The following is a 23970-nucleotide window of genomic DNA, read 5'->3' on the forward strand; positions in this document are numbered from 1 at the left end:
CGCATGGGCTTGGGTACACTGCGCCGATCAGTCTCAGCGGAGGTGCGAATGGTCGGTAACTGGCGCGTGCAGCAGGCGGCCCGAGTGGTCAGGAGCGGCGGGGTCATCGCCTACCCGACCGAAGCGGTCTGGGGACTGGGCTGCGATCCGTGGGACAGCGATGCGGTGCACAGGTTGCTCGCGCTCAAGGAGCGGCCGGTGGAAAAAGGGCTGATCCTGGTGGCCGATTGCGTCGAGCAATTCGCGTTTCTCCTCGATGATCTGCCCGAGCGCTGGCTGGATCGGCTGGCGGGCAGCTGGCCGGGCCCCAATACCTGGCTGGTGCCGCATCGGCAGCGGCTACCGGACTGGATTACCGGCAAGCATGACAGCGTGGCCCTGCGGGTCAGCGATCATCCGCTGGTCGCACGGCTATGCGCGCTGAGCGGGCCGCTGGTCTCGACCTCGGCGAACCCTGCCGGTCGCCCTGCCGCGCGGTCGCGTCTGCGTGTCGAACAGTATTTCCCAGGCCAGCTCGACGGGGTGCTGGGTGGGCGCCTGGGTGGGCGTCGCAACCCAAGCACCATCCGCGACGTGCGTAACGGCGAAGTGATCAGGCCGTCCTGACGGCAACAGGACGGCCGGCGATGCTGCGTCAGGGCAGCAGAATGGTCGAACCGGTCGTCCGGCCCGCCGCCAGGGCGCGCTGCGCCTCGGCGGCTTCAGCGAGTGGGTAGCGCTGATCGATCTCGACCTTGATCTTGCCGCTGGCAATCATCTCGAACAGCTCGGCGGCCATCGTCTGCAGGCGCTCGGCGGTGTCCGCATAGCCGGCGAGCGTCGGCCGGGTGAGGTACAGCGAGCCCTTCTGCGCGAGCACTCCGAGGTTGACGCCGGTGACGGCGCCCGAGGCGTTGCCGAAACTGACCAGCAGGCCGCGCGGTGCCACGCAATCCAGCGAAACCTCCCAGCTGCTCTTGCCCACCGAGTCATAGACCACGGGGCACTTCTTGCCATCGGTGAGTTCCAGCACGCGTTGCACCACATCTTCCTGCGTGCGGTCGATGGTGGCCCAGGCACCCAGCGCCTTGGCCCGCTCGGCTTTCTCCGCGGAACCGACCACCCCGATCAATCGGGCACCGATGGCCTTGGCCCATTGGCAGGCGATCGAACCGACCCCGCCAGCGGCGGCATGGAACAGCACGGTCTCGCCTGCCTGCAGCGCGTGGGTCTGGCGCAACAGGTATTGCGTGGTCAGGCCCTTGAGCATGACGGCCGCCGCTTGTTCGTAGCTGATGGCCTCGGGCAGCTTCACCAAATGCCGTGCCGGCAGCGTGTGGTGCTCGCCATACGCGCCAAGCGGGCCGGTGGCGTAGGCCACGCGGTCACCGACCTGCAAGCCGCTGACACCCTCGCCGACCGCTTCGACCTGGCCAGCCCCTTCGGTGCCCAAACCGGACGGCAAGCTCGGCGGCACGTAGAGACCGCTGCGGAAATAGGTATCGATGAAATTCAGGCCGATGGCGTGGTTGCGTACTCGAACCTCCCCCGCTCCCGGCGCCGTGACAGGCGCGTCTACCTGTTCGAGGACTTCGGGGCCACCGTGCTGGCTGAACTGTATGCGCTGCGACATATCGACTCCTGGACAGATGCAAAAGAGCCTATCCAACGCTTCCCGGGCGTATTCGTCAATCGGCTGGGTGATATGCTTGCCGGCCCTCCCGCTGAAGCACTTCCTGGCCGGCCGCTGCCGCCGGGGCTGTGCCGCTATTTGCCAAGGTGATTTCGTGAACGAGCGTACCGAAGCCGTCAAAGCCTACCTGCTCGACCTGCAGGACCGTATCTGCGCCGCCCTTGAAGCCGAAGATGGCGCTGCCCGCTTCGTCGAGGATGCCTGGACCCGCCCGGCGGGTGGCGGTGGACGGACACGGGTAATCGAAAACGGGGCGCTGATCGAAAAAGGCGGTGTGAATTTTTCCCATGTACACGGCACCGGCCTGCCCCCTTCGGCCAGTGCGCACCGCCCGGAGCTGGCTGGGCGGGGCTTCGAGGCGCTCGGCGTGTCGCTGGTGATCCATCCGCAAAACCCCTACGTGCCGACCTCGCATGCGAACGTGCGGTTCTTCATTGCCGAAAAGGAAGGCGAAGCGCCGGTCTGGTGGTTTGGCGGCGGCTTCGACCTCACGCCCTACTACGGTAACGAGGACGATTGCGTGCACTGGCACCGCGTGGCGCGCGATGCCTGTGCGCCCTTCGGCGCGGATGTCTACCCGCGCTACAAGGAATGGTGCGACCGTTACTTCCACATCAAGCATCGCAACGAGCCGCGCGGCGTCGGTGGGTTGTTCTTCGACGATCTGAACGAATGGGACTTCGACACCAGCTTCGCCTTCATGCGGGCGGTCGGCGACGCCTATGTCGATGCTTACCTGCCGATCGTGCAGCAGCGCAAAGCGACGCCCTACGGCGAGCGCGAGCGGGAATTCCAGCAACTGCGTCGCGGCCGCTACGTGGAATACAACCTGGTCTACGACCGCGGTACGCTGTTCGGCCTGCAATCGGGCGGGCGTACCGAGTCGATCCTCATGTCGCTGCCACCGCTGGTGCGCTGGGGCTACGACAAGCATCCCGAGCCGGGCACACCGGAAGCACGCTTGACCGAGTTTTTCCTACAGGACCGCGACTGGCTGGCGGGACAGCCATAGCCCCGACAGGCTTCGCGTGCCGCTTACAGACGAGGACATCCATGGATCGCTACGCCGTTTTCGGCAACCCCATTGCCCATAGCAAGTCACCAGAGATTCATCGACTGTTCGCCGAGCAGACAGCGCAAGCGCTGGGTTATGAACCGTTGCTGGCACCGCTGGACGACTTTCCTGGCTTCGCTCGCACATTCTTCGAATACGGACTGGGTGCCAACGTCACCGTGCCGTTCAAGGAAGAGGCCTACCGCCTGGCTGATCGGTTGACTGAACGCGCGCGTCGCGCCGGGGCAGTGAACACGTTGAAGAAGCTCGACGGCGGCGCGTTGCTGGGCGACAACACCGACGGTGTCGGCCTGGTGCGCGATCTGCTGGACAACGCCGGTGTGCGGCTGCAAGGCAAGCGCATCCTGCTGCTCGGTGCAGGTGGCGCGGTACGCGGCGTGCTCGAGCCGCTGCTGGCAGAGCGGCCGGCAGCGCTGGTCATCGCCAACCGGACACTGAGCAAGGCCGAGCAACTAGCACGCGAGTTCGCCGAGCTGGGGTCAGTGAGCGCGAGCGCTTTCGAGCCGTTGGAAGGCCCGTTCGATGTGATCATAAACGGTACGTCAGCCAGTCTTGGCGGTGAACTACCGCGTCTGGCCGACGGCCTGGTCCGCGCGGACGCGACCTTCTGCTACGACATGATGTACAGCGCGACGCCGACGCCTTTCTGCCAATGGGCCGCTGGACTGGGTGCACGAACCCGCGATGGATTGGGCATGCTGGTCGAGCAAGCGGCAGCGGCTTTCGAATTGTGGCGCGGCGTGCGCCCGGCATCGGCGCCGGTACTGGCGCAGTTGCGCGGTCAGCTTGTCGGTTAGGCAACGCTTACAGGCGAAAGTGAACCTGCTGATGCAGGTGCTGCGGTCTTTCCAACTCATCCACCATCCCGGCGGCGATGCGCCGAAGCTGCACGCGACGATCATCGTCGCCAAGGCCTTCGAGATCGGCGAAGTCTTCGAGCGACAGGTCTTCGCCGTCGGTCTCGGCATCCACCAGGGTCCATTTCATCGGGTGCACGGCGATGCGTTGCAGGGCCGCCGCGACTTCGGGGGCCTCGCCATGGCTGGAGAGGTCGGCTACCAGCAGCAGCCGCTCGACGCCGACCTTGGGCAGCCCGGACAGTAAAGCGTCCACGGCCTGATAAAAATCCTGCCGCTGCGCCGTCGCCGGCGCACCCGATGCGGTGGGCACCGAAGCGCTTTCGTAGAGGCAGATCACCGCGTCCATGCCGGCAACGCTCTGCGACACGCTGACGGCATCGAACAGGTCGCCCGTCTTGGCGCGCAGGCCGGGGCGGACGGTCATCGAATTCAGATCGTCGACCAGTGCCACGACCTCATGCTGGCGGGTCAGCAGCTCGCATGTCACCGCGTTGCCCAGGCTCGAGTGCGCCCCGTACAAGGCGAACTTGAGTCTGGGCGTCTCAGCGTTGAGCATGCGCGGCTTGTCCGCTCAGCGCCGCGTGACCAGATAGCCGATCAGCGCAACCGCGCCGGCGGCTAGCGCCACGGTGCTCAGCGGGTGCTCGCGCACGCACTCCTTGGCCAGGCGGCTGGCGTCACGGCCCCGTTTGGACAGGTCACGGCAATGTGCGTCCCAGTCGGCGTCATGCCACAGCGACTCGGCGCGTGCGCGCAGGGCATCGAAGCGGTGCCGCGAACCGCGGGTCGCGTCGTGCTTGAGTTCGTCAAGGGCGGTCATGAGGTCCTGGATTTCGCGTTCGATCTCGGCGCGGGTGGTGGGCTTGTGGCTGAAGCGGGACATAGTCGGTCTCCCCTTTGAATGTGCTGATTGGACCGTGCGTGCGGCCGAAGGTGCAGCGTTGCGACGAAGGTTCTGCCAGGCAGCGGACCCGTGCGTGGCGTCCGGGTTCCCGTCCGTCGGGCCGATTGATACGTTGCGCGCGCGTGCCGATAGCAAGGCGAGCGGCGCGATTGCTGCTTCATCACGAGGCGCGAGGCGTTTGAAGCGCAGCAGTCGATGTTCTTCTACACTCAGATCGCTGCGCTATCACGCGCCCGGTTTCGTTCAGGCGCCGATGGGATGCAGCAAGCGAGACGCTCTTTGTGCAAGGGGCCGGGATGCGCGGGACAGGTCGAAATATCCTCGTGCAGGCGCGTGCTCCTCGCCTGGGTTCCCTATAATGCGCGCCGCTGGCGTCGACCTCGGCGCGCCATTTTTTTCACAGCCAATTCATCGGTGTTCATCTTGAAGTTTCGCCAATCCATTCTCGGTCTGCTGCTCGCGTGCGGCAGTCTCATACTGTCCCCAGCCGTGACCGCCGCGACTGCACCGGTCGTTCAGGAGCTCGCCTCCGGCAGCGCATTGCTGGTCGATCTCAAAAGCAATGAGGTCCTGTATTCGAGTAACCCCAACCTGGTGGTGCCCATCGCCTCGGTAACCAAGGTCATGACGGCGATGGTCGTGCTCGACGCCAAGCAGCCGCTTGACCAACGTCTGCCGGTCACCATCCGCGACGCGCGGGAGATGCAAGGTGTGTTTTCGCGCGTGCGTATCGGGAGTGAAATCAGCCGTCGCGAGATGCTCCTGCTGACGCTCATGTCGTCGGAGAATCGCGCCGCGGCGAGCCTTGCCCATCACTATCCGGGCGGTTATTCCGCCTTCATTCAGGCAATGAACGCCAAGGCGAAGGCGCTCGGCATGTCTCAGACTCGCTACATCGAGCCCACGGGGCTGTCCGAGCGGAACGTTTCCAGTGCCACCGATCTGGTCAAGCTGCTCAAGGCCAGCCAGGCCTATCCGCTGATAGAACAGTTCAGCACCACCTCGGAAAAGACCGTCGCCTTCCACAAACCCAACTACACGTTGGGTTTTCGCAACACCAACGCCCTGGTGCGCAAACCTGACTGGAGCATTCAGCTGACCAAGACCGGCTTCACCAACGCGGCCGGTCACTGTCTGGTGATGCGCACTGTCATGGATCAGCGCGAAGTGGCTTTCGTGGTGCTGGATGCGTTCGGCAAGTACACACACATCGCCGATGCGAGCCGACTTAAAAAGTGGCTGGAAACCGGCAGGGTGACGCCGGTGGCCCCCGCCGCGTTGGCCTACAAGCAGCAGAAGATGGCCCAGCGACAGCTGGCTGCCCAATCCGACGATGCATCCACGGTGGTAGCCGGCGCACGCTGAAGGGCGCGCCGGCACCGGGCGCGGGTTGCGAGTGGGTCGATCAACCAAAAAAGCGTTTCATCGCGCCTGACAGCCAGCCCTTGTCCTCAAGCAATTCGTGCATGTTGCGCCGGACGGATTTGACGTAGTCGACGTCATCGTTGCAGATGTGGTTGATCAGCCAGCGCGAGAGCAATTCCTTCAACTGATCGCCCACATCTTCGCCCTGCTCGAAGCGAGTCCGGTATTGCTCGACACGTCGGATAAAAAGTTCGTGGATTTTTTTATGTGCCCGCGAAAACTGATATTGCGCATCTTCCATCAGCGTTTCTTCGAAAGCGAAGTGTGACAGGGTATAGTCGATCAATTCTTCGATTACATTGCTGACCGCTTCTTTTTCCTGCCCCTGTTGCGCTTCGTGAAGTTCGTTGATCATATCCACGATACGCTTGTGCTGATTGTCGATGACATGAATGCCGGTATTCATACTATCTTTCCAAACTAGATACGTCATGGCGAAACTCCACTACAGGAAACAGGGCTTGAGATCGATTCGATCAATGGTAACGCTCGCCTGCGAGCTGGAATTTCGGATGTGGCCATTTTAAGAATCGTCTTAATTTTGCGATTCCACCGGGCAGCCAGCCCAGCCGCTCGAAAGTGACCCGTACAGCGTAACGACGCGCTATTGGGGCGGATGCCGCCGCGCGCGGGTATGGACCGACGCGAAGCCACTGCGCGGCAGCCAGCAAGGCGAAGGCCGTCAGCGGGGGTCGCCCATGGCTCATGCGCAAGCCCTTCCAGCCATGATGACACGTGCAACAACCACGAAGCCGCTGAGTATCTTGCGGCAGACCATATGGTTTTACGTAAAGTGTATTTATTTATTGAGTAGCGCAGTTTGTATGAACTGCTGCTGGTGTTTGTTATGTCCGGGACGGAATAACCCTATATTGAAACAGTTAGTGAATCCAGGCGGACATTCTGCTTTTAATGGGCATGTCGGCGGTGTGAGAGAGACTTGTTGTATCGAACGAGCCGGCGTATTCATTCACCTGATAGCGTTCGGTGACGGTTCAGTGACAGGCGCCGCTTGCAGCGGTCGATTCGTCGGCTATGGCACGACTGCCGGAACCAACCTTGTGTGGCTCGCCTCTGCTGAAGGGTGGTCCCGCCGACGCCGCCGGTACTGGCCGGCGCCCGGTTCAATCCCAGCGAGGTGAACAGACATGAACGATGAACAACGCATACGTGAACGGGCCTATCAGCTTTGGGAAGAAGCTGGCCGTCCAGAGGGCCAGGATGTCGAATACTGGATGCGGGCCCGCGACGAGATGGAACCCTTCTACAAGGAAGGCGACCCGCTGGCCGGCAGCGTTGAAAGCAGCGTCGCCATCCCGATGCCCAAACCGTCTGAGGAGTGAAGGCGGTCGCTTCCGAGCGATCCGGAACGCACAGCCCGTCGTCGACTGATGTCGTCCACAGCGGGCTGGCGGCCGTTCTTTTGCGCAACGCCGAGCCTGAGATCAATCGGCCCTGGGGGTTGGCGTTGCGGCTGACGGGCACTACCGTGTGGGGACGAGCTGCCATCGATGATGCGAAGGCGGCATCTGGACTTTGGAAGGAATGACAAAACCCATGAGCAAGCAAACCATGCGTCATGTAGAGCACCGCCCGGGTGGCGGTGCCGAGTGCCTGCGGCTGGTCGAAGGGCCGGTCCCCGAGCCGGGCCCGCACGATGTGCTGGTTCGCGTGGCCTATGCCGGAATCAATCGGCCCGACGTGTTCCAGCGCTCTGGCAGCTACCCGCCGCCACCGGACGCGTCGCCGTTGCTCGGCCTGGAGATCGCCGGTGAAATCGTCGCGCTCGGCGCCCAGGTGAGCCGCTGGAAACTGGGTGATCAGGTGTGCGCACTGACACCGGGCGGCGGCTACGCCGAATACTGCGTGGCGCCCGCTGAACACTGCTTGCCGGTCCCTGCCGGGCTCTCCTTGCTAGAGGCCGCGGCGCTGCCTGAAACCTATTTCACGGTCTGGAGCAACGTGTTCGAGCGGGGTGCCCTGCAGGCAGGTGAAACCTTGCTGGTGCACGGTGGTTCCAGTGGTATCGGCCTGACCGCCATTCAGTTGGCCAAGCAGTTCGGTGCCCGCGTATTCACCACGGTTGGCAACAGCGAGAAGGTGCAGGCCTGCCAGCGCGCCGGAGCGGATCGGGTGATCAACTACCGCGAGGAGGACTTCGTCGAGGCGGTCGCCCAAGCCACCGACGGCAACGGTGTAAACGTCATTCTCGACATGGTGGGCGGCGACTATATACCCCGCAATATCCAATCCCTCGCACTGGAAGGACGGCTGGTGCAGATTGCCTTCCTCCAGGGCAGCCGCGTGGAGCTGGATACTTCGCCGATCATGCGCAAGCGCCTGACCTTCACCGGGTCTACCCTGCGGCCGCGCAGCCGCGCGCAGAAGGCGGATATCGCCACGGCGTTGCAGGCGAAGGTTTGGCCGCTGCTGGAACAAGGCCTGTGTCGCCCGGTGATCCATTCCACCTTCCCGCTCGACGAGGTCGCGCACGCGCACCGACTGATGGAGAGCAGCCAGCATATCGGCAAGATCATGCTGGCGATCGCGCCCTGACGGCAGCGCTCGCACCGCCGGGTCGAGCCCTGTCGGGTGAGCTTGTCGAAGGAGCTGGGCCGGGGCGGGCAAGGCCGCGGTCTTAGCTGATGGGCCTGACGGCCGATCGCAGGCTCAGCCGACCACCGGCTAAACCGCTCTGGATCGAGGCTTGCAGCTCGAATTCAGACACTTGCGACGGCATTTCGTGTGGCGTCGCTGCTCCCTTATCCGCACCTCTGCAAACGGCATCTGTCTCAGGAGAAAGAGCCCTAAGTTGGGTCGATCCTGAAGCCGATGAAGCACGAGTTGGATTTCAAGGCCATCTTCGAGGCCTTGCCCGCAATCAATCTAGTCCTGTCCGCCGACTCAGACTTCATCATGCTCGCCGCCAGCGATGCCCGCCTGCGCGCAACGCACAAGCGCCGTGAGGAGTGCATCGGCCGTTCCATATTCGACGTCTTCGGCGAAAACCCCGATCAGCCCGAGGCGTTCGGCGCTGGCGCTCTGCGCGCCTCGCTGGAGCGGGTGCTGAAGACCGGCGTACCCGATCGAATGGCGGTCACTCGCTACGATGTGCCGCGACCGGCCTCCGAAGGTGGCGGCTTCGAGATGCGCTACTGGAGCACGGTCAATCTTCCGGTATTCGACAGGCAGGGCAAGATGTACTGCATTGTCCACAAGACCGAAGACGTGACCGACCAGGCGCTCAGCCAGGAAGAAGCCCGGGCGCGAATGCGCTATTCGGACGAGCGCTTTCGGGCAGCGCTGCTGGCTTCGGGTACCGGGACGTTCAACTGGTATCTGTGCGACCGCAGCCTTTACATCGATAGCGCGCTGGAGCAGATATTCAATCTCTCGCCTGGTCAGAAGCCCGATAACGACGACCGTTTCGTCGAGTGGGTGCATCCCGAAGACCGACCCCGGGTGCGCCTGGCTTTCGAGCACTGCCGCGACGGTCAGGACATGTCAGTGGAGTTTCGCTTGGCGCGTCCCGATCCCGAGCAATGGCTGGCGTGCAAGGCCAAGGTGTTCCGTAACGCGGCGGGAGCGCCTTCCCATGTCGCGGGCGCCTGCACCGACATCAGCGCGCGCAAGCATGCCGAACAGGGCCTGAGCATCAGTGAACATCGGCTGCGCCAGCTCAACGAGAATCTCGAAGCGCGCGTCGCATCGGAGGTTGCCGAGCACAGCCGAACGGAAAAAGCGCTGCGCCAGGCGCAGAAAATGGAGGCCGTGGGCCAGCTCACCGGCGGCATCGCCCATGACTTCAACAACCTGCTCACGGGCATCGTTGGCAGCCTCGACCTGATGCAGCGGCGCCACCACCGGGGCGAGCCGTTGGACCTAGACCGCTACATCAGCGCCGCGGCCAGCTCGGCCCAGCGCGCCGCGGCGCTGACGCAACGTCTGCTGGCTTTCTCCCGCCAGCAGGCGCTGGACCTCAAACCCGTCGATGTCAATCAGATGGTGCGCTCGCTGGAGGATCTGCTGCATCGCACCACGGGCGAAAACATCGAGGTCGTGACGGACCTCGCGCCCGATCTGCGACCCGCCTGCATGGACGTCAACCAGTTGGAAAGTGCCGTGCTCAACCTGGTCATCAATGCGCGCGACGCCATGCCCAGCGGCGGCAGAATCACCCTCGCGACGAGCCGTTTTCATATGGACGAACCGCCCGATCCGCAGATGCGAGGCCTGGGCGCGGGTGACTATGTTCTTCTGACCGTCACCGATACCGGCACTGGCATGACGCCGGAGGTCATGGCCCGTGCGTTCGAGCCCTTCTACACCACCAAGCCCATCGGCCAGGGCACCGGGCTCGGTCTGTCGATGGTGTATGGCTATATCAAGCAGGCCAAGGGCTACGTGCACATCAAGTCCCAGCCGGGCAGCGGTACGACGGTCTGCCTGTACCTGCCGGTCTACAAGGGCAAGGCCGCCCCCTTGCCAGTAGAACCCGAGCTGGCGCCACAGGGCGCGGGCGAAACCATCCTCGTCGTCGAAGACGAACCCGTGGTCCGCTCCCTGGTGGTCGAGGTACTCAACGACCTGGGCTACCAGACCCGCGAGGCCGGCGATGCCGCCGAAGCCTTGCGCATCTCCGAAAGCGGCCAGCGCATCGACCTGTTGGTCAGCGACGTCGGCCTGCCCGGCATGAATGGCCGCCAAATGGCGGAAATCATTCGTCAGCAGCGCCCCGGCCTCAAGGTTCTCTTCGCGACCGGCTACGCCGAAAGCGCCGCTGCCAGTGATTTCCTCGGGCCGGACATGGCGGTCATCACCAAGCCTTTCGCCATCGACGCGTTCGCGATCAAGGTGCGCGAGATGCTGGGCGCGCAGGACCGTTGAGACGGGCCGCTCGCCTGGCTGCGACCCCAGGTGGTCGCAGCGGGTGAACGCGCCTCTGCTCGACCGGTCGGTATTAGCAACGACCGGGAGACGATGCGTATGACCCTATCCAGCAATCTGTTCTGGGGTGCCTTGGCGCTTGGCGTGGTAACGGGCATGCGCAGCATGCTGGCGCCGACGATGGTCAGCCGTGCGCTGGCCGTGCGCGATGACCGCGATCACCTGGACGAGCCGGCGCGCACGCTGGGCTTGCGCCGTGCACGGCAATTCCTGGTGCCGTTGGCCGCCAGCGAGTTGCTGGGCGACAAGCTGCCTTTCGCCCCGGATCGGACGATCCCGCCGTCGATGCTGGTTCGCGCGTTGTCGGGTGCCGTGAGCGCGGCAGCGTTGGCCAATGCGCGGCGGGAATCGGTCTGGCTTCCGGCGCTGATAGGCGCGTCGGCGGCGTGCGTCTCGGCAAAGATCGGGCTCGACCTGCGCAAGCGCTATGGCAGCGCCGGAGGCATGAGGAACGCGGCGTTGGGGCTCACGGAAGATGCCCTGGCGCTGGCCATCGGTACTGCCGGGCTGAAACGGACCCTGGACCCCGCCCGAAGCCGTCGGTGAGACGACAGGGGCAGGGCGGGCTCCAGCGCCTCGGATGGCCGGCCACCGGCAGGCAGGCGTGGCGCCTGCAATGGCTGGTCATGGGATGCGCGGTGCCCAAGGGTTCGGCCCGCGTCCCGGTGGCGCCGGCAGGGTGGAACAACCGCTGCGGTTCCACCCTGGCTATAGCCGAGCCGTCAGTCGAGGTCTGCGGCGTCGTGACGTTCAGGCACCTGCTGCGATTCTTCACCCCAGGTGCGGTTGACCTTGCGACCCCGAATCACGGCCGGTCGTTCGCCGATCTCGGCGGCCCAGCGCTGCACGTGCTTGTAATCGTGTACCGAGAGAAACTCACCGGCTTCGTACAACTCACCACGCACCAGCCCGCCATACCACGGCCAGATCGCCATGTCGGCGATGGTGTAGTCGTCACCGGCGATGTAGCGACGTTCGGCCAACTGGCGGTCGAGCACGTCAAGCTGCCGCTTGACCTCCATCGCGTAACGGTTGATCGGGTACTCGTACTTTTCCGGTGCATAGGCATAGAAATGGCCGAAGCCGCCACCCAGGAACGGCGCAGACCCCATCTGCCAGAACAGCCAGTTCAGGGTTTCGGTGCGGGCGCGGGGCTCGGTCGGCAGGAAGGCGCCGAATTTCTCGGCCAGATAGACCAGGATCGAACCCGACTCGAAGACACGCACCGGCGTGCCCTCGCTGTGGTCGGCCAGCGCCGGAATCTTGGAGTTCGGGTTGATCTCCACGAAGCCGCTGCCGAACTGGTCGCCGTCACCGATGCGGATCAGCCAGGCATCGTATTCGGCACCGGCATGGCCGAGCGCCAGCAGCTCTTCGAGCATGATGGTGACCTTCACACCGTTGGGCGTGGCCAGCGAGTAAAGCTGCAAGGGATGCTTGCCGACCGGCAGCGGCTTGTCATGCGTGGCGCCGGCGGTGGGGCGGTTGATGCTGGCGAACTTGCCACCCGAGGGCGCTTCGTGCGTCCAGACCTTGGGCGGGATGTAAGGGGTATCAGGCATGACGATCTCCAGGCGCTGCATAGAGGTAACAGGTGGCTGGGCGCGCTTGATTCGCCAACACCAAGGCGAGCCGAACACAGCCCGAGCGATGACGAAGCCTGCCACTTCTGACTGCATGAAGTCGATGATTACGTCAGCCCGGTCGTAAGCGCTATCTGACGACCATCGGCGATGGCTGAGAACCAGTCCATAAAAAAACGGTGCGCCGTTTGCGCTCGCCAACACGCGTGCAGCAAGGTTCCAGTTCAAATACCGAAAAGGAGATTGGTATGGCTGGCATCCCCATCGTTCACCGGGGGGCCCATGACGTGCGCCCCATAATCGGACAGGGCAAAACGTCCATTCGCAGTGGTGCATGGGCCGTGATGGCGGGAGGCCCGGCATGAGGCGCTACCACATCACGGTTGGCTCACCGACTACCGCAGGCGGCAGCGTAGTCACCGGTTGGGAACGTAGCACCCTCAACGGCAAGCATCTGGCACGCGAAGGCGACACGGTCGCCTGCCCGGCGTGCGGGGCCACGGGCACCATCGCCTGCACCGGCCCACGGCATGAGGAAACCTTCGAAGGGCGGCTGGCCGCGCTGGAAGGTGATCTCTGCCTGTGCAAGTGCAGCCCGCCGCCACGGCTGGTCGCCAACCAGACGCTGCGTTACCAGACGCTCGGTGACAGCCCGGCGAGCCGGGCTGGTGCGCCGTTTGCCTCACCGCAGACAGCACCTGTCGGCTCGCAGCAGGCCGCCCCGCAAACGGAAAGCCATGGTCTGCAGGAGGAGGAAGAAGAGGAAGAAGAACTGACCGGCATTACCCTGCGCTTGGGGCTGTTCTTCGACGGTACCGGCAACAACCAGTCCAACAGCGAGGCCGCAGCGGGCTGCCGACCCCGCGACGTGGGGTTGACGGACGAGGAGGCCGAGGACATTCGCCAGCGCTGTGTCGAGTATGGTTTCGATGCCGAAGGCAACGTGCCGGACAACAGCTACGGCAACCACGTCACCAATATTGCGCGACTGCATGGTCTTTATCCGGATCAGGCGGATGAGCCATTACCCGCAGGTGCTGATAGCGCCCATTTGGCCGTCTACATCGAGGGAATCGGCACCCTGAGCGGCGGGCCGGACTCGCTGTATGGCAAGGCGACAGGGCGGGGCGCTACCGGGGTGGTGGCGCGTGTCGAACAGACACCCGGTCTGATTCTGGATCAACTGCGGCGTTTACAAGTCGCCAACCCCGATGTCCAGATTCGGCGTATCGAGATCGACCTGTTCGGCTTCAGCCGGGGCGCGGCGGCGGCCCGCCACTGCGCCAACGATCTGCTCAGGGGCGCGGACAGTCTGCTGGCCAAGGCGATTCCCGCTGGAACCGTAGGCTTGGTAAACGGCTTCTCCTGGCGGCACAAGCGGGATTTCGAGCTCAACTTCATTGGGCTGTTCGACACCGTGGCCGCCATCTTCGACCCGTGGAGCGGTGATCTGAGCCCGGCCAATGCCGCCAATCCCGGTCTGGAGCTGCGTCTGGCACCCGGTTGTGCCCGCAAGGTGGTGCACCTGGTCGCCAACACCGAGTGGCGACACAATTTTCCGCTGGTCAAGACCGACAACGACATCCAGGCTCCAGGTGCGCACTCGGACCTTGGTGGCGGCTATCCACCTGTCGTTCAGGAAACGATCCTCCTCGACAAGCCGCTCAGCAACCTCGTCAGCCGAAATACCGCCGAAGAAGACACCGCGGTCTACCAGCTCCGGCAGCTTCTGGAGCAGGACATGCCCCTGTTGCAGGACTATGTGCAACGCATGGAGGTTTATACCTGGTCAGTAGATCAGCCCTACGACAGGCGCGATCATCTGCCCCCGCAAAAACGAGTGTATGCGGCTGCTCGCAGCATCCGAGAAGTGCGTGGCGAACTGTCGCTGGTCTACCTGCGTGTCATGTGGGATCTGGCGGTGCGCGCTGGGGTGGCATTCGAGCCGATACTCGACACCCCGGATTTCGCCCTGCCTGAGGAATTGCAGCCGATCTCCGAGAAATTTCGGGCACAGGCGCTGGGTGACTCCACAGTCGATTTAACGGCTGAAGAAGCGGCGCTGCTGCGTCGGCGCTATATACACCTGTCCGCCCACTGGAACGCGAGTCACAACAGTGCGCTGGAAGTATTGTTTATCAATCGACCAGCCGAGAATGCACTGCGCAAGGTCTACCCCAATGCCTAGATTCGGATGGATAGGCCCCTGGTTGTTGGCCCTGTGCCTGAGCGGCTGTGCCAAGGGCTCCGAGTTGCCCTATGAGCGTATTCCTGCCTGGTATCTGGGTTTTCTGGCACCCAACTATATGCAGGTATGGATCGAGACCGCCGATGCGGTCGATGTCAATGACCGGGTGTTCCGCCGGGCCATGAGCGGAGTGTCAGCGATCCAGGCACCGCCGAATCTTGCGGGCGATCCCAGAGGCTGGCCGGAGCGTCCCGGGGGGGGGAAAGGCAAGCATGTATTCGGCGCAGCGTTGCCACGGCTGATCTATGTGCGCTGGCAGTCCCTGGCGGAGCCGCAGACCTATCAGGCCTATATCGTGATTCCCGAGGCGACCCGACAGGTCATGATCAAGCCCGAAAGAACCTATTGCGCTTTCGACGATAAATGGATCACCGACTATCGCAATATGCTGACCATAGGCTTGGCTCCCGGTGGCATCACCAAGACCTGGATTTCCGGTCCATGTCTGGAGCCGATCGAAGTGGCGCGGGTCGAGGGCGAGGTGGTGAAGCGCGGGCCTTATGGGGGGCGATCCAACGGCATGTACGCTTTGCCACTCAAGCCAGAGTCCAAAGCCTATATCGAGAAGTACGGGATTCCGTATGACAGTTGGTAAGGCAGCGGAGCCACAGTTTTCTGAGTTCAGATTGTTCATCAATCGGCCAGCCGAGCATGCACTGCGCAAGGTCTACCCCAATGCCTAGATTCAGATGGATACGGCCATGGCTGTTGGTCCTGTGCCTGAGCGGCTGTGCCAAGGGCTCCGAGTTGCCCTACGAGGATGTGCCTGCCTGGTACCTGGGCTTTCTGGCACCCAACTATATGGAAGTGTGGATCGAGACCGCCGATGCGGTCGATGTCAATGACCGGGTGTTCCGCCGGGCCATGAGTGGAGTGTCGGCGATCCAGACACCGCCGAATCTTGCGGGCGATCCCAGAGGCTGGCCGGAACGTCCAGGTGGGGGGGCTGGCAAGCATGTATTCGGCGCAGCGTTGCCACGGCTGATCTATGTGCGCTGGCAGTCCCTGGCGGAGCCGCAGACCTATCAGGCCTATATCGTGATTCCCGAGGCGATTCAAAAGGAGATGGTCAAGGGAGAGAAAGGCTATTGCGCCGCGACAGGGCGGTGGAAAACTGATTACCGCAATATGCTGACCATTGGCCTGGCTCCCGGAGGCATCACCAAGACATGGCTCATGGGCCCGTGTCTGGAGCCGATCGAAGTGGCGCGGGTCGAGGGCGAGGTGGTGAAGCGCGGACCATCCCAGGGCTTGACTGACGGCAGATATGCCTTGCCCTTGGAGCCTGAGTCCAAAGCCTATATCGAGAAATATGGGATTCCGTATGACAGTTGGTAAGGCAGCGGATTTCGCCCTGCCTGAGGAGTTGCAGCCGATCTCCGAGAAATTACGGGCACAGGCGCTGGGGGATTCCACAGTCGATTTAACGGCTGAAGAAGCGGCGCTGCTGCGTCGGCGCTATATACACCTGTCCGCCCACTGGAACGCGACTAGCAACAGTGCACTGGACATATTGTTCATCAATCGGCCAGCCGAGCATGCACTGCGCAAGGTCTATCCCAATGCCTAGATTCGGATGGATAGGCCCATGGCTGTTGGTCCTGTGCCTAAGCGGCTGCGCCAACGGCTCCGAGTTGCCCTACGAGGATGTGCCTGCCTGGCGCTTGGGCTTTCTGGCACCCAACTATATGGAAGTATGGATCGAGACCGCCGATGCGGTTGATGTCAATGACCGGGTGTTCCGCCGGGCCATGAGTGGAGTGTCAGCGATCCAGACGCCGCCAAATCTTGCGGGCGACCCCAGAGGCTGGCCGGAACGTCCAGGTGGGGGGGCTGGCAAGCATGTATTCGGCGCAGCGTTGCCACGGCTGATCTATGTGCGCTGGCAGTCTCTGGCGGAGCCGCAGACCTATCAGGCTTATATCGTGATTCCCGAGGCGATTCAAAAAGAGATGGTCAAGCCGGAAAGGACCTATTGTGCTTTCGACGATAAATGGATCACTGACTATCGCAACATAGTGACCATTGGCCTGGCTCCCGGAGGCATCACCAAGACATGGCTCATGGGCCCGTGTCTGGAGCCGATCGAAGTGGCGCGGGTCAAGGGCGAGGTGGTGAAGCGCGGACCGTCCCAGGGCTTGACTGACGGCAGATATGCCTTGCCCTTGGAGCCTGAGTCCAAAGCCTATATCGAGAAATATGGGATTCCATATGACAGTTGGTGAAACCGCTGCTGCTGATAGCGGCGCAGCGGTTCTCGCTCGAGAGGTTTGACAGTTAGTTACGAGCGTCTCTAACGCCTTCGCTCAGCTCGCGGCACAAGCCCAGCACACCCTCGATCGCCTGTGGGCCGCTTTCGGCCTTGGCGATCTGGTCGATCAGGGCGGAGCCGACCACGACGCCGTCTGCGCGGCGCGCAATGGCCGCGGCCTGTTCCGGTGTGCGGATGCCGAAGCCGATGGCAATCGGCAGGTCGGTGTGGCGCTTGAGCCGGGCGACGGCTGTTTCGATGTGTTCCAGCGTTGCCGAACCTGCGCCGGTCACACCCGCGACCGAGACGTAGTAGACGAAGCCCGAGCTGCCGTCGAGCACGGTCGGCACGCGTTTGTCGTCGGTGGTCGGGGTGGTCAGGCGGATGAAGTCGATGCCCGCGGCCTGGGCCGGGTCGCAGAGGTCTTCGTTGTGTTCCGGCGGCAAGTCGACCACGATCAGACCGTCGACGCCCGCTTGCACTGCCTCCTGGATGAAGCGCTCGACACCCATCTTGTGGATGGGGTTGAAGTAGCCCATCAGCACCAGCGGCGTGTCCTGATTGCCCTGGCGGAATTCACGAACCATCTGCAGCGTCTTGGCCAGGTCCTGCCTGGCGGCCAGGGCGCGGATGTTGGCCAGCTGGATCGCCGGGCCGTCGGCCATCGGATCGGTGAAGGGCATGCCCAGCTCGATCACGTCGGCGCCGGCGGCGGGCAGGCCCTTGAGGATTTCCAGCGAGGTGGCGTAGTCCGGGTCGCCGGCTGTCACGAAGGTGACCAGCGCGGCGCGGTTTTCCTGTTTCAGCTGGGCGAAGCGCGTCTGCAGGCGGCTCATATATGTTCTTCCTGTTCGTCGTAGTGGTGCATGACGGTCTGCATGTCCTTGTCGCCGCGGCCGGAGAGGTTGACCACCATCAGGTGATCCTTCGGCAGGGTCGGCGCGCGTTTGAAGACCTCGGCCAGCGCGTGGGCGCTTTCAAGGGCCGGGATGATGCCTTCGAGCCGGCAGCACTTATGGAAGGCGGCGAGCGCCTCCTTGTCGGTGATGGAGGTGTACTCGACGCGGCCAATCTCGTGCAACCAGGCATGCTCGGGGCCGATGCCGGGGTAGTCGAGGCCAGCGGAAATCGAGTGGGCGTCGATGATCTGGCCATCCTCGTCCTGCAGCAGGAAGGTGCGGTTGCCGTGCAGCACGCCAGGCACGCCACCGTTGAGGCTGGCCGCGTGCTGACCGGTTTCGATGCCGTGACCGGCGGCTTCGACGCCGATGATCGCGACGCTCTGGTCGTCGAGGAAGGGGTGGAACAGGCCCATGGCATTGGAGCCACCGCCGATGCAGGCGACCAGCGAATCCGGCAGCCGGCCCTCTTGGGCCTGCATCTGCTCGCGCGTTTCCTTGCCGATCACGGCCTGAAAATCACGGACCATGGCCGGGTAGGGATGCGGGCCGGCGACCGTGCCGATCAGGTAGAAGGTGCTGTCGACATGGGTCACCCAGTCGCGCAGGGCTTCGTTCATCGCATCCTTCAAGGTACCGGTGCCGGCGGTGACGGGGATCACTTCAGCGCCCAGGAGCTTCATGCGGAAGACGTTGGCCTGCTGGCGGTCGATGTCGGTGGTGCCCATGTAGATCACGCACTGCATGCCGAAGCGCGCGGCCACAGTGGCGGTTGCCACGCCGTGCATGCCAGCGCCGGTCTCGGCGATGATGCGTTGCTTGCCCATGCGCTTGGCCAGGAGGATCTGGCCGATGCAGTTGTTGATCTTGTGCGCGCCGGTGTGGTTGAGCTCCTCGCGCTTGAGGTAGATCTTCGCGCCGCCGCAATGCTCGGTCAGGCGCTCGGCGAAATACAGCGGGGAAGGGCGGCCCACGTAGTCGCGCTGAAAATAGGCCAGCTCTTCGGTGAATGCCGGATCGCTCTTGGCCTTTTCGTATTCGGCTGCCAGCTCATGGATCAGCGGCATCAGGGTTTCGGCGACGTACTGCCCGCCAAAGTGGCCGAACAGGCCCTTGGCGTCAGGGCCGTTGCGCAATGAGGTCATGGTCGTCTCCTGCAGGAAAGCGGTAGCGGAATGCGCGATGGATTGGAACTTAACCGACCTGGGCGGCGAGAAAAAGCGATAAGATCGCCGCAACCTGTCAGGAATACTCACAAATGCCGCAAGACCTTCCGCCCCTCAACGCGCTACGAGCATTCGAAGCGGCGGCCCGCTTGCAGAGCGTAAGCCAAGCGGCAGCCGAACTCAGCGTGACCCACGGTGCGGTGAGCCGGCAGATCCGGGTGCTTGAAGAACACCTCGGCGTTGCGCTGTTCAGCAAAGAGGGTCGCGGCGTAAAACTCACCGATGCGGGCGTGCGGCTGCGTGAGGCGGCAGGCGATGCCTTCGAGCGTCTACGCAGCGCCTGCCGCGAGCTGCGTCAGCAAACCGCCAACGCGCCGTTCGTGCTCGGCTGTCCGGGGAGCCTGCTGGCGCGCTGGTTCATCCCGCGGCTCGACCGGCTCAATCGGGAGCTGCCGGACCTGCAACTGCAGTTGTCGGCCAGCGAGGGCGAGCTGGACCCTCGAAAGCCAGGTCTGGATGCGACCTTGCTCTACGCCGAACCGCCCTGGCCGGCTGACATGCGGGTATTCGAACTGGCCAGCGAATGCATCGGCCCGGTTCTCAGCCCACATCATGCGCACGGCGACGCGTTGCGCCAGGCGCCGGCGGCGGCCTTGTGCAATGAAGCCTTGCTGTACACGGCTTCCCGACCGCAAGCCTGGCCGGCGTGGGCGCGCGCGCATGGCATCGATCCGGCCATGCTGCGCATGGGGCAGGGTTTCGAGCATCTGTACTTTCTGCTGGAAGCGGCGCTGGCGGGGCTGGGCGTGGCGATCGCCCCTCGGCAATTGGTCGTCGACGATCTGCGCCAGGGGCGCCTGCTGGCGCCTTGGGGGTTTGTCGAAACGCAGGCGCGGCTGGCGCTCTGGGTACCCGCGCGCCGCTCCGATCAGCGTGCCGAACGGCTGGCCCAATGGCTGCGCAACGAACTGGCCAGTGTCGAGCCGGCGGCAGAGTCGCCTCGCAGCGCGCCATAGCAGCGCGGGCCCGCTACAGGCTCGGCGGTCAGCTGGCCAGCGCGGTTTCCGCCGTTTCGCCGTCCTTCGCCGCAGCCGTTTCCACCGCGTAACCCTTGGGGTTGCGGCTCTGCCAGCGCCAGGCATCGCTGAGCATGGTGAGCAGGTCTTTTTCAGCCTGCCAGCCAAGATCGTTGCGGGCCTTGGTGGTGTCTGACCAGCATTGGGCGATGTCGCCCGGACGGCGCGCCTTGAACACGTGTGGCAGTGGCCTGCCGATGACTTCCTCGAAGGCGGTGATCATCTGCCGCACCGAGTAGCCACGGCCGGTGCCGAGGTTCCATACGCAGACGCCATGGACCAGGTTGAGCCGCTCCAGCGCCTTGAGGTGTCCCTTGGCCAGATCGACCACATGGATGTAATCACGCACGCCGGTTCCGTCAGGGGTCGGATAATCGGCGCCATAGACGTTGAGCTGCTTGCGCCGGCCGACCGCGACTTGAAGCATGTAAGGCAGCAGGTTATTGGGAATGCCGTTGGGGTCTTCGCCGATGAGCCCCGACTCGTGTGCGCCGATGGGATTGAAATAGCGCAGCAGGGCAATCGACCAGCGCGGGTCGGATTCGGCCAGCCCCTTGAGAACGTTCTCGGCCATCAACTTGGACTGGCCATAGGGATTGGTCGGGACACCGGTTGGGCAGTCCTCGGTGATCGGCATGCGTGGGGAGTCGCCATAGACGGTCGCCGATGAGCTGAACACCAGTTTGAAAATGCCGGCTTCGGCCATCGCCTGACACAGGGCGATGCTGCCGCTGACGTTGGTTTCGTAATAGCGCAGGGGTTCTCGCACGCTTTCGCCAACCGCCTTGAGCCCAGCGAAATGCAGCACGGCTGTCACCGGATACGAGGCGAACAGCGCGTTGAGCAGCGAGCGGTTGCGCACGTCGCCCTTGATGAACTGGACGCGGCGCCCGGAGAGGGCTTCGACCCGATCCAGCGCGCTTTTGGAACTGTTGCACAGATTATCCAGCACCAGCACGTCGTGGCCCGCCAGGAGCAGCTCCAGCACTGTATGGGACCCGATATAACCAGCTCCTCCCGTTACCAGAATCATGTTTCTACCTCGCATACCGGAATTATTCGACGCGCACGGGAGAGACGCGGCTGGCCGTATGAGCGCGGCCGCTGCATGCATCTCCAGGGTTGGGTTCGGCGAAACGGGCGGTGCTTCCGACTGCTGAAGTACGCAGCGCCGATACCGGGATAAATCAGGCGTCCTGAGATAAGGACGGGGAGAAGGGCGGCCAAGTTCCACTGGGCCGACGGCCAGCCGATGACCGACCTTTGAAGGGGGTCGTAGGGAACCTTGCCTTGTCCCGCGTCGTCCATAGCCCGCGGGCTGCGCTTGGTGTCGCGATGATCGGCTGGCGCTGCAGCGAACCCGCTTTTCCTACACCTGCGCAGGCTGCGCGGGATTATGCGATGCGGCAGAAGGGACTCTGGAGGACTTCGCCATCAGCGAGAGGTAGCCATGAGCTGGGCCGGCCCTTATCAATACGAGATTGGAAAATCACCCGACAAGCAGCAAACGCCGCCCGAAGTCGTTTTCGATGAGCTGGTTCCAACGCTGCTGTGTCTGTCGCATCTACGCTGGAGCTTCGTCTACCAGCGTCCACAGCACCTGATGTCCCGGTTTGCACGGGATTTCAACGTCCTGTTCTTCGAGGAACCGATTCCGACCGAAGACGCTCAGCCCTGGCTGGAAGTGCGTCCCGAGGAAAACGGCGTGCAAGTGCTGGTGCCGCGCCTACCGCATGGCTGTGAAGGCGAGACGGCGCTGCGGATTCAGCGCGATCTGCTCGACGGCTACCTGCAAAAGCTCGGCGTCAACGAGCTGATGCTCTGGTACTACACGCCAATGGCGCTGGGTTACGCCGGGCATCTGCAACCGAAGCTCACGGTGTACGACTGCATGGACGAGCTCTCGGCATTCCGTGGCGCGCCGCCGGAGCTGGTGGAGCGTGAGCGGGAGTTGCTGCAACGAGCGGACCTGGTCTTCACCGGCGGCTATAGCATCTGGGAAGCCAAGCGTGCCTTGCACGACAATGCCCACGCCTTCCCCAGCAGCGTCGATGTGGCCCATTTCGCCGAAGCGCGGCGGACCCAGGCCGATCCGGACGATCAGGCCGAAATCCCCACGCCACGCCTCGGTTTCTACGGGGTGATCGACGAGCGCTTCGATATCCAGCTGGTCGCGGAGATCGCGGCAAAGCGCCCTGAGTGGCAATTCGTGCTGGTCGGGCCGGTGGTCAAGATCGATCCGGCCGAGCTGCCGCGCCGCGACAATATCCATTACCTGGGCGGCAAGACCTACGACGAGCTGCCGCGTTATCTGGCCGGTTGGGACGTGGCGATCATGCCGTTCGCAATGAACGAATCGACGCGCTTCATCAGCCCGACCAAGACCCCCGAGTACCTCGCCGGCGGTTGCCCCGTGGTGTCCACGCCCATCAGGGACGTGGTACGCACCTATGGCGACACCGAGATCGTCTACATCGCCGATACGCCCGAGGCGTTCATCGCCTCGGTGGAGCGAGCGCTTGCCGATGCCGAAGACCGTGACCGACTACTGAAGATCGCCGACGAGATTCTCGGCGACATGTCCTGGGACCATACCTGGGCGCTGATGAAGGAGAAGATGCAATGCGCGATCTAAGCCTGCGAGACAGCCATCCCGAACACGCAGGCGGAGGCGCCAGCGCCAACCCCTCCGGCGGCCGGCGCGGCTTCGACTACCTGATCGTTGGCGCCGGATTCGCTGGCAGCGTACTGGCCGAGCGCCTCGCCGCCGGGCTGAACAAGCGCGTGCTGGTGGTCGACCGCCGCCCGCACATTGGCGGCAATGCCTACGACCACTACGACGAGGCGGGCGTGCTGATCCATCGCTACGGACCGCATATCTTCCATACCAACGCCCAGCGCATCGTCGACTACCTTTCCCGGTTTACCGAGTGGCGGCCCTACGAGCACCGCGTGCTGGCGCAGGTAGACGGCCAGCAGGTACCGATTCCGATCAACATGACCACACTGAACGCGCTCTACGGCCTGAACATGACCACCGAAGAGGAGGCGGCGGCATTCCTCGCCAGCCGTGCCGAGCCGGTCGAACACATCCAGACCAGCGAGGACGTGGTGATCAACGGCATCGGTCGCGAGCTGTACCAGAAGTTCTTCCGCGGCTACACCCGAAAGCAGTGGGGACTGGACCCCTCGCAACTGGACAAGTCGGTGACCTCGCGCATCCCCACGCGAACCAATACCGATGATCGCTACTTCACCGATACCTTCCAGCAGATGCCCAAATACGGCTACACCAAGATGTTCGAGAAAATGCTGGCGCACCCGAACATCAAGGTCATGCTCAACACCGATTACCGCGAGATCCGCGACGAAGTGCAGCATGATCATCTGATCTTCTGCGGGCCGATCGACGAGTATTTCGATTACCGCTTTGGCAAGTTGCCCTATCGTTCGTTGAAGTTCGAGCACAAGCAGCTCGATCAGGCGCAGTTCCAGGCGGTCGGAACGGTCAACTACCCGAGCGAGGACGTGCCCTACACACGTATCAGTGAGTACAAGCACCTGACCGGCCAGGTTCACCCGAAGACCAGCATCACCTACGAGTATCCCTCGGCCGAAGGCGACCCCTACTACCCGATTCCCCGCCCCGAGAACGCCGAGCTGTACAAGCGCTACCAGAAACTGGCCGACGAGACGCCCGGCGTCACCTTCGTCGGCCGCCTCGGCACGTACAAGTACTACAACATGGATCAGGTGGTCGGGCAGGCGTTGGCCCTGTACAAGCGTATCGAGGAAGCCGAACTCGGCACCGAGCCCGGCGAGGGCGCCGAACACAGTCAATCGCTGGCCGAACAAGCACCCTGA

Annotated in this window: 24 protein-coding genes; 16 read left to right on the forward strand and 8 right to left on the reverse strand. The window is 63.4% G+C overall.

What is annotated here, in order from left to right:
- Positions 1–48: 48 nt before the first annotated feature.
- Positions 49–606 carry an L-threonylcarbamoyladenylate synthase gene (locus GQA94_RS03685; RefSeq protein ID WP_158186793.1) on the forward strand — a complete coding sequence of 186 codons (558 nt, stop codon included), beginning with the start codon at positions 49–51 and terminating at the stop codon, positions 604–606.
- Between the two features lie 28 nt (positions 607–634).
- Here GQA94_RS03685 and GQA94_RS03690 read toward each other — a convergent pair whose 3' ends face one another.
- Positions 635–1612: an NADPH:quinone reductase gene (locus GQA94_RS03690; RefSeq protein ID WP_158186794.1), complete on the reverse strand. Its 978-nt coding sequence runs from the start codon at positions 1610–1612 to the stop codon at positions 635–637.
- A gap of 154 nt (positions 1613–1766) precedes the next feature.
- Between GQA94_RS03690 and hemF the strand changes: the two genes are divergently transcribed.
- Positions 1767–2684, forward strand: coding sequence for an oxygen-dependent coproporphyrinogen oxidase (gene hemF, locus GQA94_RS03695; RefSeq protein WP_158186795.1), 918 nt, complete (start codon positions 1767–1769; stop codon positions 2682–2684).
- Positions 2685–2725: 41 nt separating this feature from the next.
- Entirely contained in the window at positions 2726–3544 is an 819-nt protein-coding gene (gene aroE, locus GQA94_RS03700) for a shikimate dehydrogenase (RefSeq protein WP_158186796.1), read from the forward strand.
- Positions 3545–3551: 7 nt separating this feature from the next.
- Here the strand turns inward: aroE and GQA94_RS03705 are convergent, their stop codons facing one another.
- Complete coding sequence (locus tag GQA94_RS03705; RefSeq protein ID WP_158186797.1) at positions 3552–4163, reverse strand: NAD(P)-dependent oxidoreductase; 612 nt, start codon at positions 4161–4163, stop codon at positions 3552–3554.
- A 15-nt stretch (positions 4164–4178) separates the two neighbouring features.
- Positions 4179–4490: a glycine zipper domain-containing protein gene (locus GQA94_RS03710; RefSeq protein WP_158186798.1), complete on the reverse strand. Its 312-nt coding sequence runs from the start codon at positions 4488–4490 to the stop codon at positions 4179–4181.
- A 444-nt stretch (positions 4491–4934) separates the two neighbouring features.
- On the opposite strand from GQA94_RS03710, the gene pbpG reads away from it, so the two are divergent.
- A complete protein-coding gene (pbpG, locus tag GQA94_RS03715) occupies positions 4935–5876 on the forward strand; it encodes a D-alanyl-D-alanine endopeptidase (protein WP_158186799.1) in 942 nt (313 codons plus the stop codon).
- 40 nt (positions 5877–5916) lie between these two features.
- Here the strand turns inward: pbpG and GQA94_RS03720 are convergent, their stop codons facing one another.
- Positions 5917–6369: a bacteriohemerythrin gene (locus tag GQA94_RS03720; protein WP_158186800.1), complete on the reverse strand. Its 453-nt coding sequence runs from the start codon at positions 6367–6369 to the stop codon at positions 5917–5919.
- Between the two features lie 715 nt (positions 6370–7084).
- Between GQA94_RS03720 and GQA94_RS03725 the strand changes: the two genes are divergently transcribed.
- The 4 genes from GQA94_RS03725 (at position 7085) to GQA94_RS03740 (ending at position 11429) form a co-directional block, all read left to right on the forward strand.
- The gene (locus GQA94_RS03725) at positions 7085–7279 is read left to right on the forward strand and encodes a DUF2934 domain-containing protein (protein ID WP_158186801.1); all 195 of its coding nucleotides are present in this window, start codon (positions 7085–7087) and stop codon (positions 7277–7279) included.
- Between the two features lie 214 nt (positions 7280–7493).
- On the forward strand, positions 7494–8492 hold the full coding sequence (locus GQA94_RS03730) for an NAD(P)H-quinone oxidoreductase (protein WP_158186802.1): 999 nt from the start codon (positions 7494–7496) through the stop codon (positions 8490–8492).
- Between the two features lie 276 nt (positions 8493–8768).
- The gene (locus GQA94_RS03735; protein WP_158186803.1) at positions 8769–10823 is read left to right on the forward strand and encodes an ATP-binding protein; all 2055 of its coding nucleotides are present in this window, start codon (positions 8769–8771) and stop codon (positions 10821–10823) included.
- A gap of 99 nt (positions 10824–10922) precedes the next feature.
- Complete coding sequence (locus GQA94_RS03740; RefSeq protein ID WP_158186804.1) at positions 10923–11429, forward strand: DUF4126 domain-containing protein; 507 nt, start codon at positions 10923–10925, stop codon at positions 11427–11429.
- A gap of 176 nt (positions 11430–11605) precedes the next feature.
- Here the strand turns inward: GQA94_RS03740 and yghU are convergent, their stop codons facing one another.
- A complete protein-coding gene (gene yghU / locus GQA94_RS03745) occupies positions 11606–12445 on the reverse strand; it encodes a glutathione-dependent disulfide-bond oxidoreductase (RefSeq protein ID WP_158186805.1) in 840 nt (279 codons plus the stop codon).
- 382 nt (positions 12446–12827) lie between these two features.
- Between yghU and GQA94_RS03750 the strand changes: the two genes are divergently transcribed.
- From GQA94_RS03750 to GQA94_RS03770, 5 genes are all read left to right on the forward strand, one after another.
- On the forward strand, positions 12828–14654 hold the full coding sequence (locus tag GQA94_RS03750) for a PAAR domain-containing protein (protein ID WP_158186806.1): 1827 nt from the start codon (positions 12828–12830) through the stop codon (positions 14652–14654).
- Positions 14647–15309, forward strand: coding sequence for a DUF2931 family protein (locus tag GQA94_RS03755; RefSeq protein ID WP_158186807.1), 663 nt, complete (start codon positions 14647–14649; stop codon positions 15307–15309). Before GQA94_RS03750 ends, GQA94_RS03755 begins: the two co-directional genes overlap by 8 nt.
- An 80-nt stretch (positions 15310–15389) precedes the next feature.
- The gene (locus GQA94_RS03760; RefSeq protein WP_158186808.1) at positions 15390–16052 is read left to right on the forward strand and encodes a DUF2931 family protein; all 663 of its coding nucleotides are present in this window, start codon (positions 15390–15392) and stop codon (positions 16050–16052) included.
- Positions 16039–16284: a hypothetical protein gene (locus GQA94_RS03765; protein ID WP_158186809.1), complete on the forward strand. Its 246-nt coding sequence runs from the start codon at positions 16039–16041 to the stop codon at positions 16282–16284. Before GQA94_RS03760 ends, GQA94_RS03765 begins: the two co-directional genes overlap by 14 nt.
- Positions 16277–16939: a DUF2931 family protein gene (locus tag GQA94_RS03770; protein ID WP_158186810.1), complete on the forward strand. Its 663-nt coding sequence runs from the start codon at positions 16277–16279 to the stop codon at positions 16937–16939. Before GQA94_RS03765 ends, GQA94_RS03770 begins: the two co-directional genes overlap by 8 nt.
- A 52-nt stretch (positions 16940–16991) precedes the next feature.
- On the opposite strand, the gene trpA is transcribed toward GQA94_RS03770, so the two are convergent.
- Positions 16992–17801 carry a tryptophan synthase subunit alpha gene (trpA, locus tag GQA94_RS03775; RefSeq protein WP_158186811.1) on the reverse strand — a complete coding sequence of 270 codons (810 nt, stop codon included), beginning with the start codon at positions 17799–17801 and terminating at the stop codon, positions 16992–16994.
- A complete protein-coding gene (gene trpB, locus GQA94_RS03780; protein WP_158186812.1) occupies positions 17798–19009 on the reverse strand; it encodes a tryptophan synthase subunit beta in 1212 nt (403 codons plus the stop codon). Before trpB ends, trpA begins: the two co-directional genes overlap by 4 nt.
- Positions 19010–19122: 113 nt before the next feature.
- Between trpB and GQA94_RS03785 the strand changes: the two genes are divergently transcribed.
- Entirely contained in the window at positions 19123–20046 is a 924-nt protein-coding gene (locus GQA94_RS03785) for a LysR family transcriptional regulator (RefSeq protein WP_158186813.1), read from the forward strand.
- A gap of 28 nt (positions 20047–20074) precedes the next feature.
- On the opposite strand, the gene galE is transcribed toward GQA94_RS03785, so the two are convergent.
- Positions 20075–21139 carry a UDP-glucose 4-epimerase GalE gene (galE, locus tag GQA94_RS03790; RefSeq protein WP_158186814.1) on the reverse strand — a complete coding sequence of 355 codons (1065 nt, stop codon included), beginning with the start codon at positions 21137–21139 and terminating at the stop codon, positions 20075–20077.
- Between the two features lie 417 nt (positions 21140–21556).
- Between galE and GQA94_RS03795 the strand changes: the two genes are divergently transcribed.
- Together GQA94_RS03795 and glf are read left to right on the forward strand one after the other, a co-directional pair.
- A complete protein-coding gene (locus tag GQA94_RS03795) occupies positions 21557–22741 on the forward strand; it encodes a glycosyltransferase family 1 protein (protein ID WP_158186815.1) in 1185 nt (394 codons plus the stop codon).
- Entirely contained in the window at positions 22729–23970 is a 1242-nt protein-coding gene (gene glf / locus GQA94_RS03800) for a UDP-galactopyranose mutase (RefSeq protein ID WP_158186816.1), read from the forward strand. Before GQA94_RS03795 ends, glf begins: the two co-directional genes overlap by 13 nt.

It is taken from the genome of Stutzerimonas stutzeri (assembly GCF_009789555.1).
Classification (GTDB): Bacteria; Pseudomonadota; Gammaproteobacteria; order Pseudomonadales; family Pseudomonadaceae; genus Stutzerimonas; species Stutzerimonas stutzeri_R.

Bases quoted from the DNA above. Each gene is read 5' to 3' on its own strand.
- GQA94_RS03685 (WP_158186793.1), top strand. From the start codon at position 49: ATGGTCGGTAACTGGCGCGTGCAGCAGGCGGCCCGAGTGGTCAGGAGC.
- GQA94_RS03690 (WP_158186794.1), bottom strand. From the start codon at position 1,612: ATGTCGCAGCGCATACAGTTCAGCCAGCACGGTGGCCCCGAAGTCCTC.
- aroE (WP_158186796.1), top strand. From the start codon at position 2,726: ATGGATCGCTACGCCGTTTTCGGCAACCCCATTGCCCATAGCAAGTCA.
- GQA94_RS03705 (WP_158186797.1), bottom strand. From the start codon at position 4,163: ATGCTCAACGCTGAGACGCCCAGACTCAAGTTCGCCTTGTACGGGGCG.
- GQA94_RS03710 (WP_158186798.1), bottom strand. From the start codon at position 4,490: ATGTCCCGCTTCAGCCACAAGCCCACCACCCGCGCCGAGATCGAACGC.
- GQA94_RS03720 (WP_158186800.1), bottom strand. From the start codon at position 6,369: ATGACGTATCTAGTTTGGAAAGATAGTATGAATACCGGCATTCATGTC.
- GQA94_RS03725 (WP_158186801.1), top strand. From the start codon at position 7,085: ATGAACGATGAACAACGCATACGTGAACGGGCCTATCAGCTTTGGGAA.
- GQA94_RS03730 (WP_158186802.1), top strand. From the start codon at position 7,494: ATGAGCAAGCAAACCATGCGTCATGTAGAGCACCGCCCGGGTGGCGGT.
- GQA94_RS03735 (WP_158186803.1), top strand. From the start codon at position 8,769: ATGAAGCACGAGTTGGATTTCAAGGCCATCTTCGAGGCCTTGCCCGCA.
- GQA94_RS03740 (WP_158186804.1), top strand. From the start codon at position 10,923: ATGACCCTATCCAGCAATCTGTTCTGGGGTGCCTTGGCGCTTGGCGTG.
- yghU (WP_158186805.1), bottom strand. From the start codon at position 12,445: ATGCCTGATACCCCTTACATCCCGCCCAAGGTCTGGACGCACGAAGCG.
- GQA94_RS03750 (WP_158186806.1), top strand. From the start codon at position 12,828: ATGAGGCGCTACCACATCACGGTTGGCTCACCGACTACCGCAGGCGGC.
- GQA94_RS03755 (WP_158186807.1), top strand. From the start codon at position 14,647: ATGCCTAGATTCGGATGGATAGGCCCCTGGTTGTTGGCCCTGTGCCTG.
- GQA94_RS03760 (WP_158186808.1), top strand. From the start codon at position 15,390: ATGCCTAGATTCAGATGGATACGGCCATGGCTGTTGGTCCTGTGCCTG.
- GQA94_RS03765 (WP_158186809.1), top strand. From the start codon at position 16,039: ATGACAGTTGGTAAGGCAGCGGATTTCGCCCTGCCTGAGGAGTTGCAG.
- GQA94_RS03770 (WP_158186810.1), top strand. From the start codon at position 16,277: ATGCCTAGATTCGGATGGATAGGCCCATGGCTGTTGGTCCTGTGCCTA.
- trpA (WP_158186811.1), bottom strand. From the start codon at position 17,801: ATGAGCCGCCTGCAGACGCGCTTCGCCCAGCTGAAACAGGAAAACCGC.
- trpB (WP_158186812.1), bottom strand. From the start codon at position 19,009: ATGACCTCATTGCGCAACGGCCCTGACGCCAAGGGCCTGTTCGGCCAC.
- GQA94_RS03785 (WP_158186813.1), top strand. From the start codon at position 19,123: ATGCCGCAAGACCTTCCGCCCCTCAACGCGCTACGAGCATTCGAAGCG.
- galE (WP_158186814.1), bottom strand. From the start codon at position 21,139: ATGATTCTGGTAACGGGAGGAGCTGGTTATATCGGGTCCCATACAGTG.
- GQA94_RS03795 (WP_158186815.1), top strand. From the start codon at position 21,557: ATGAGCTGGGCCGGCCCTTATCAATACGAGATTGGAAAATCACCCGAC.
- glf (WP_158186816.1), top strand. From the start codon at position 22,729: ATGCGCGATCTAAGCCTGCGAGACAGCCATCCCGAACACGCAGGCGGA.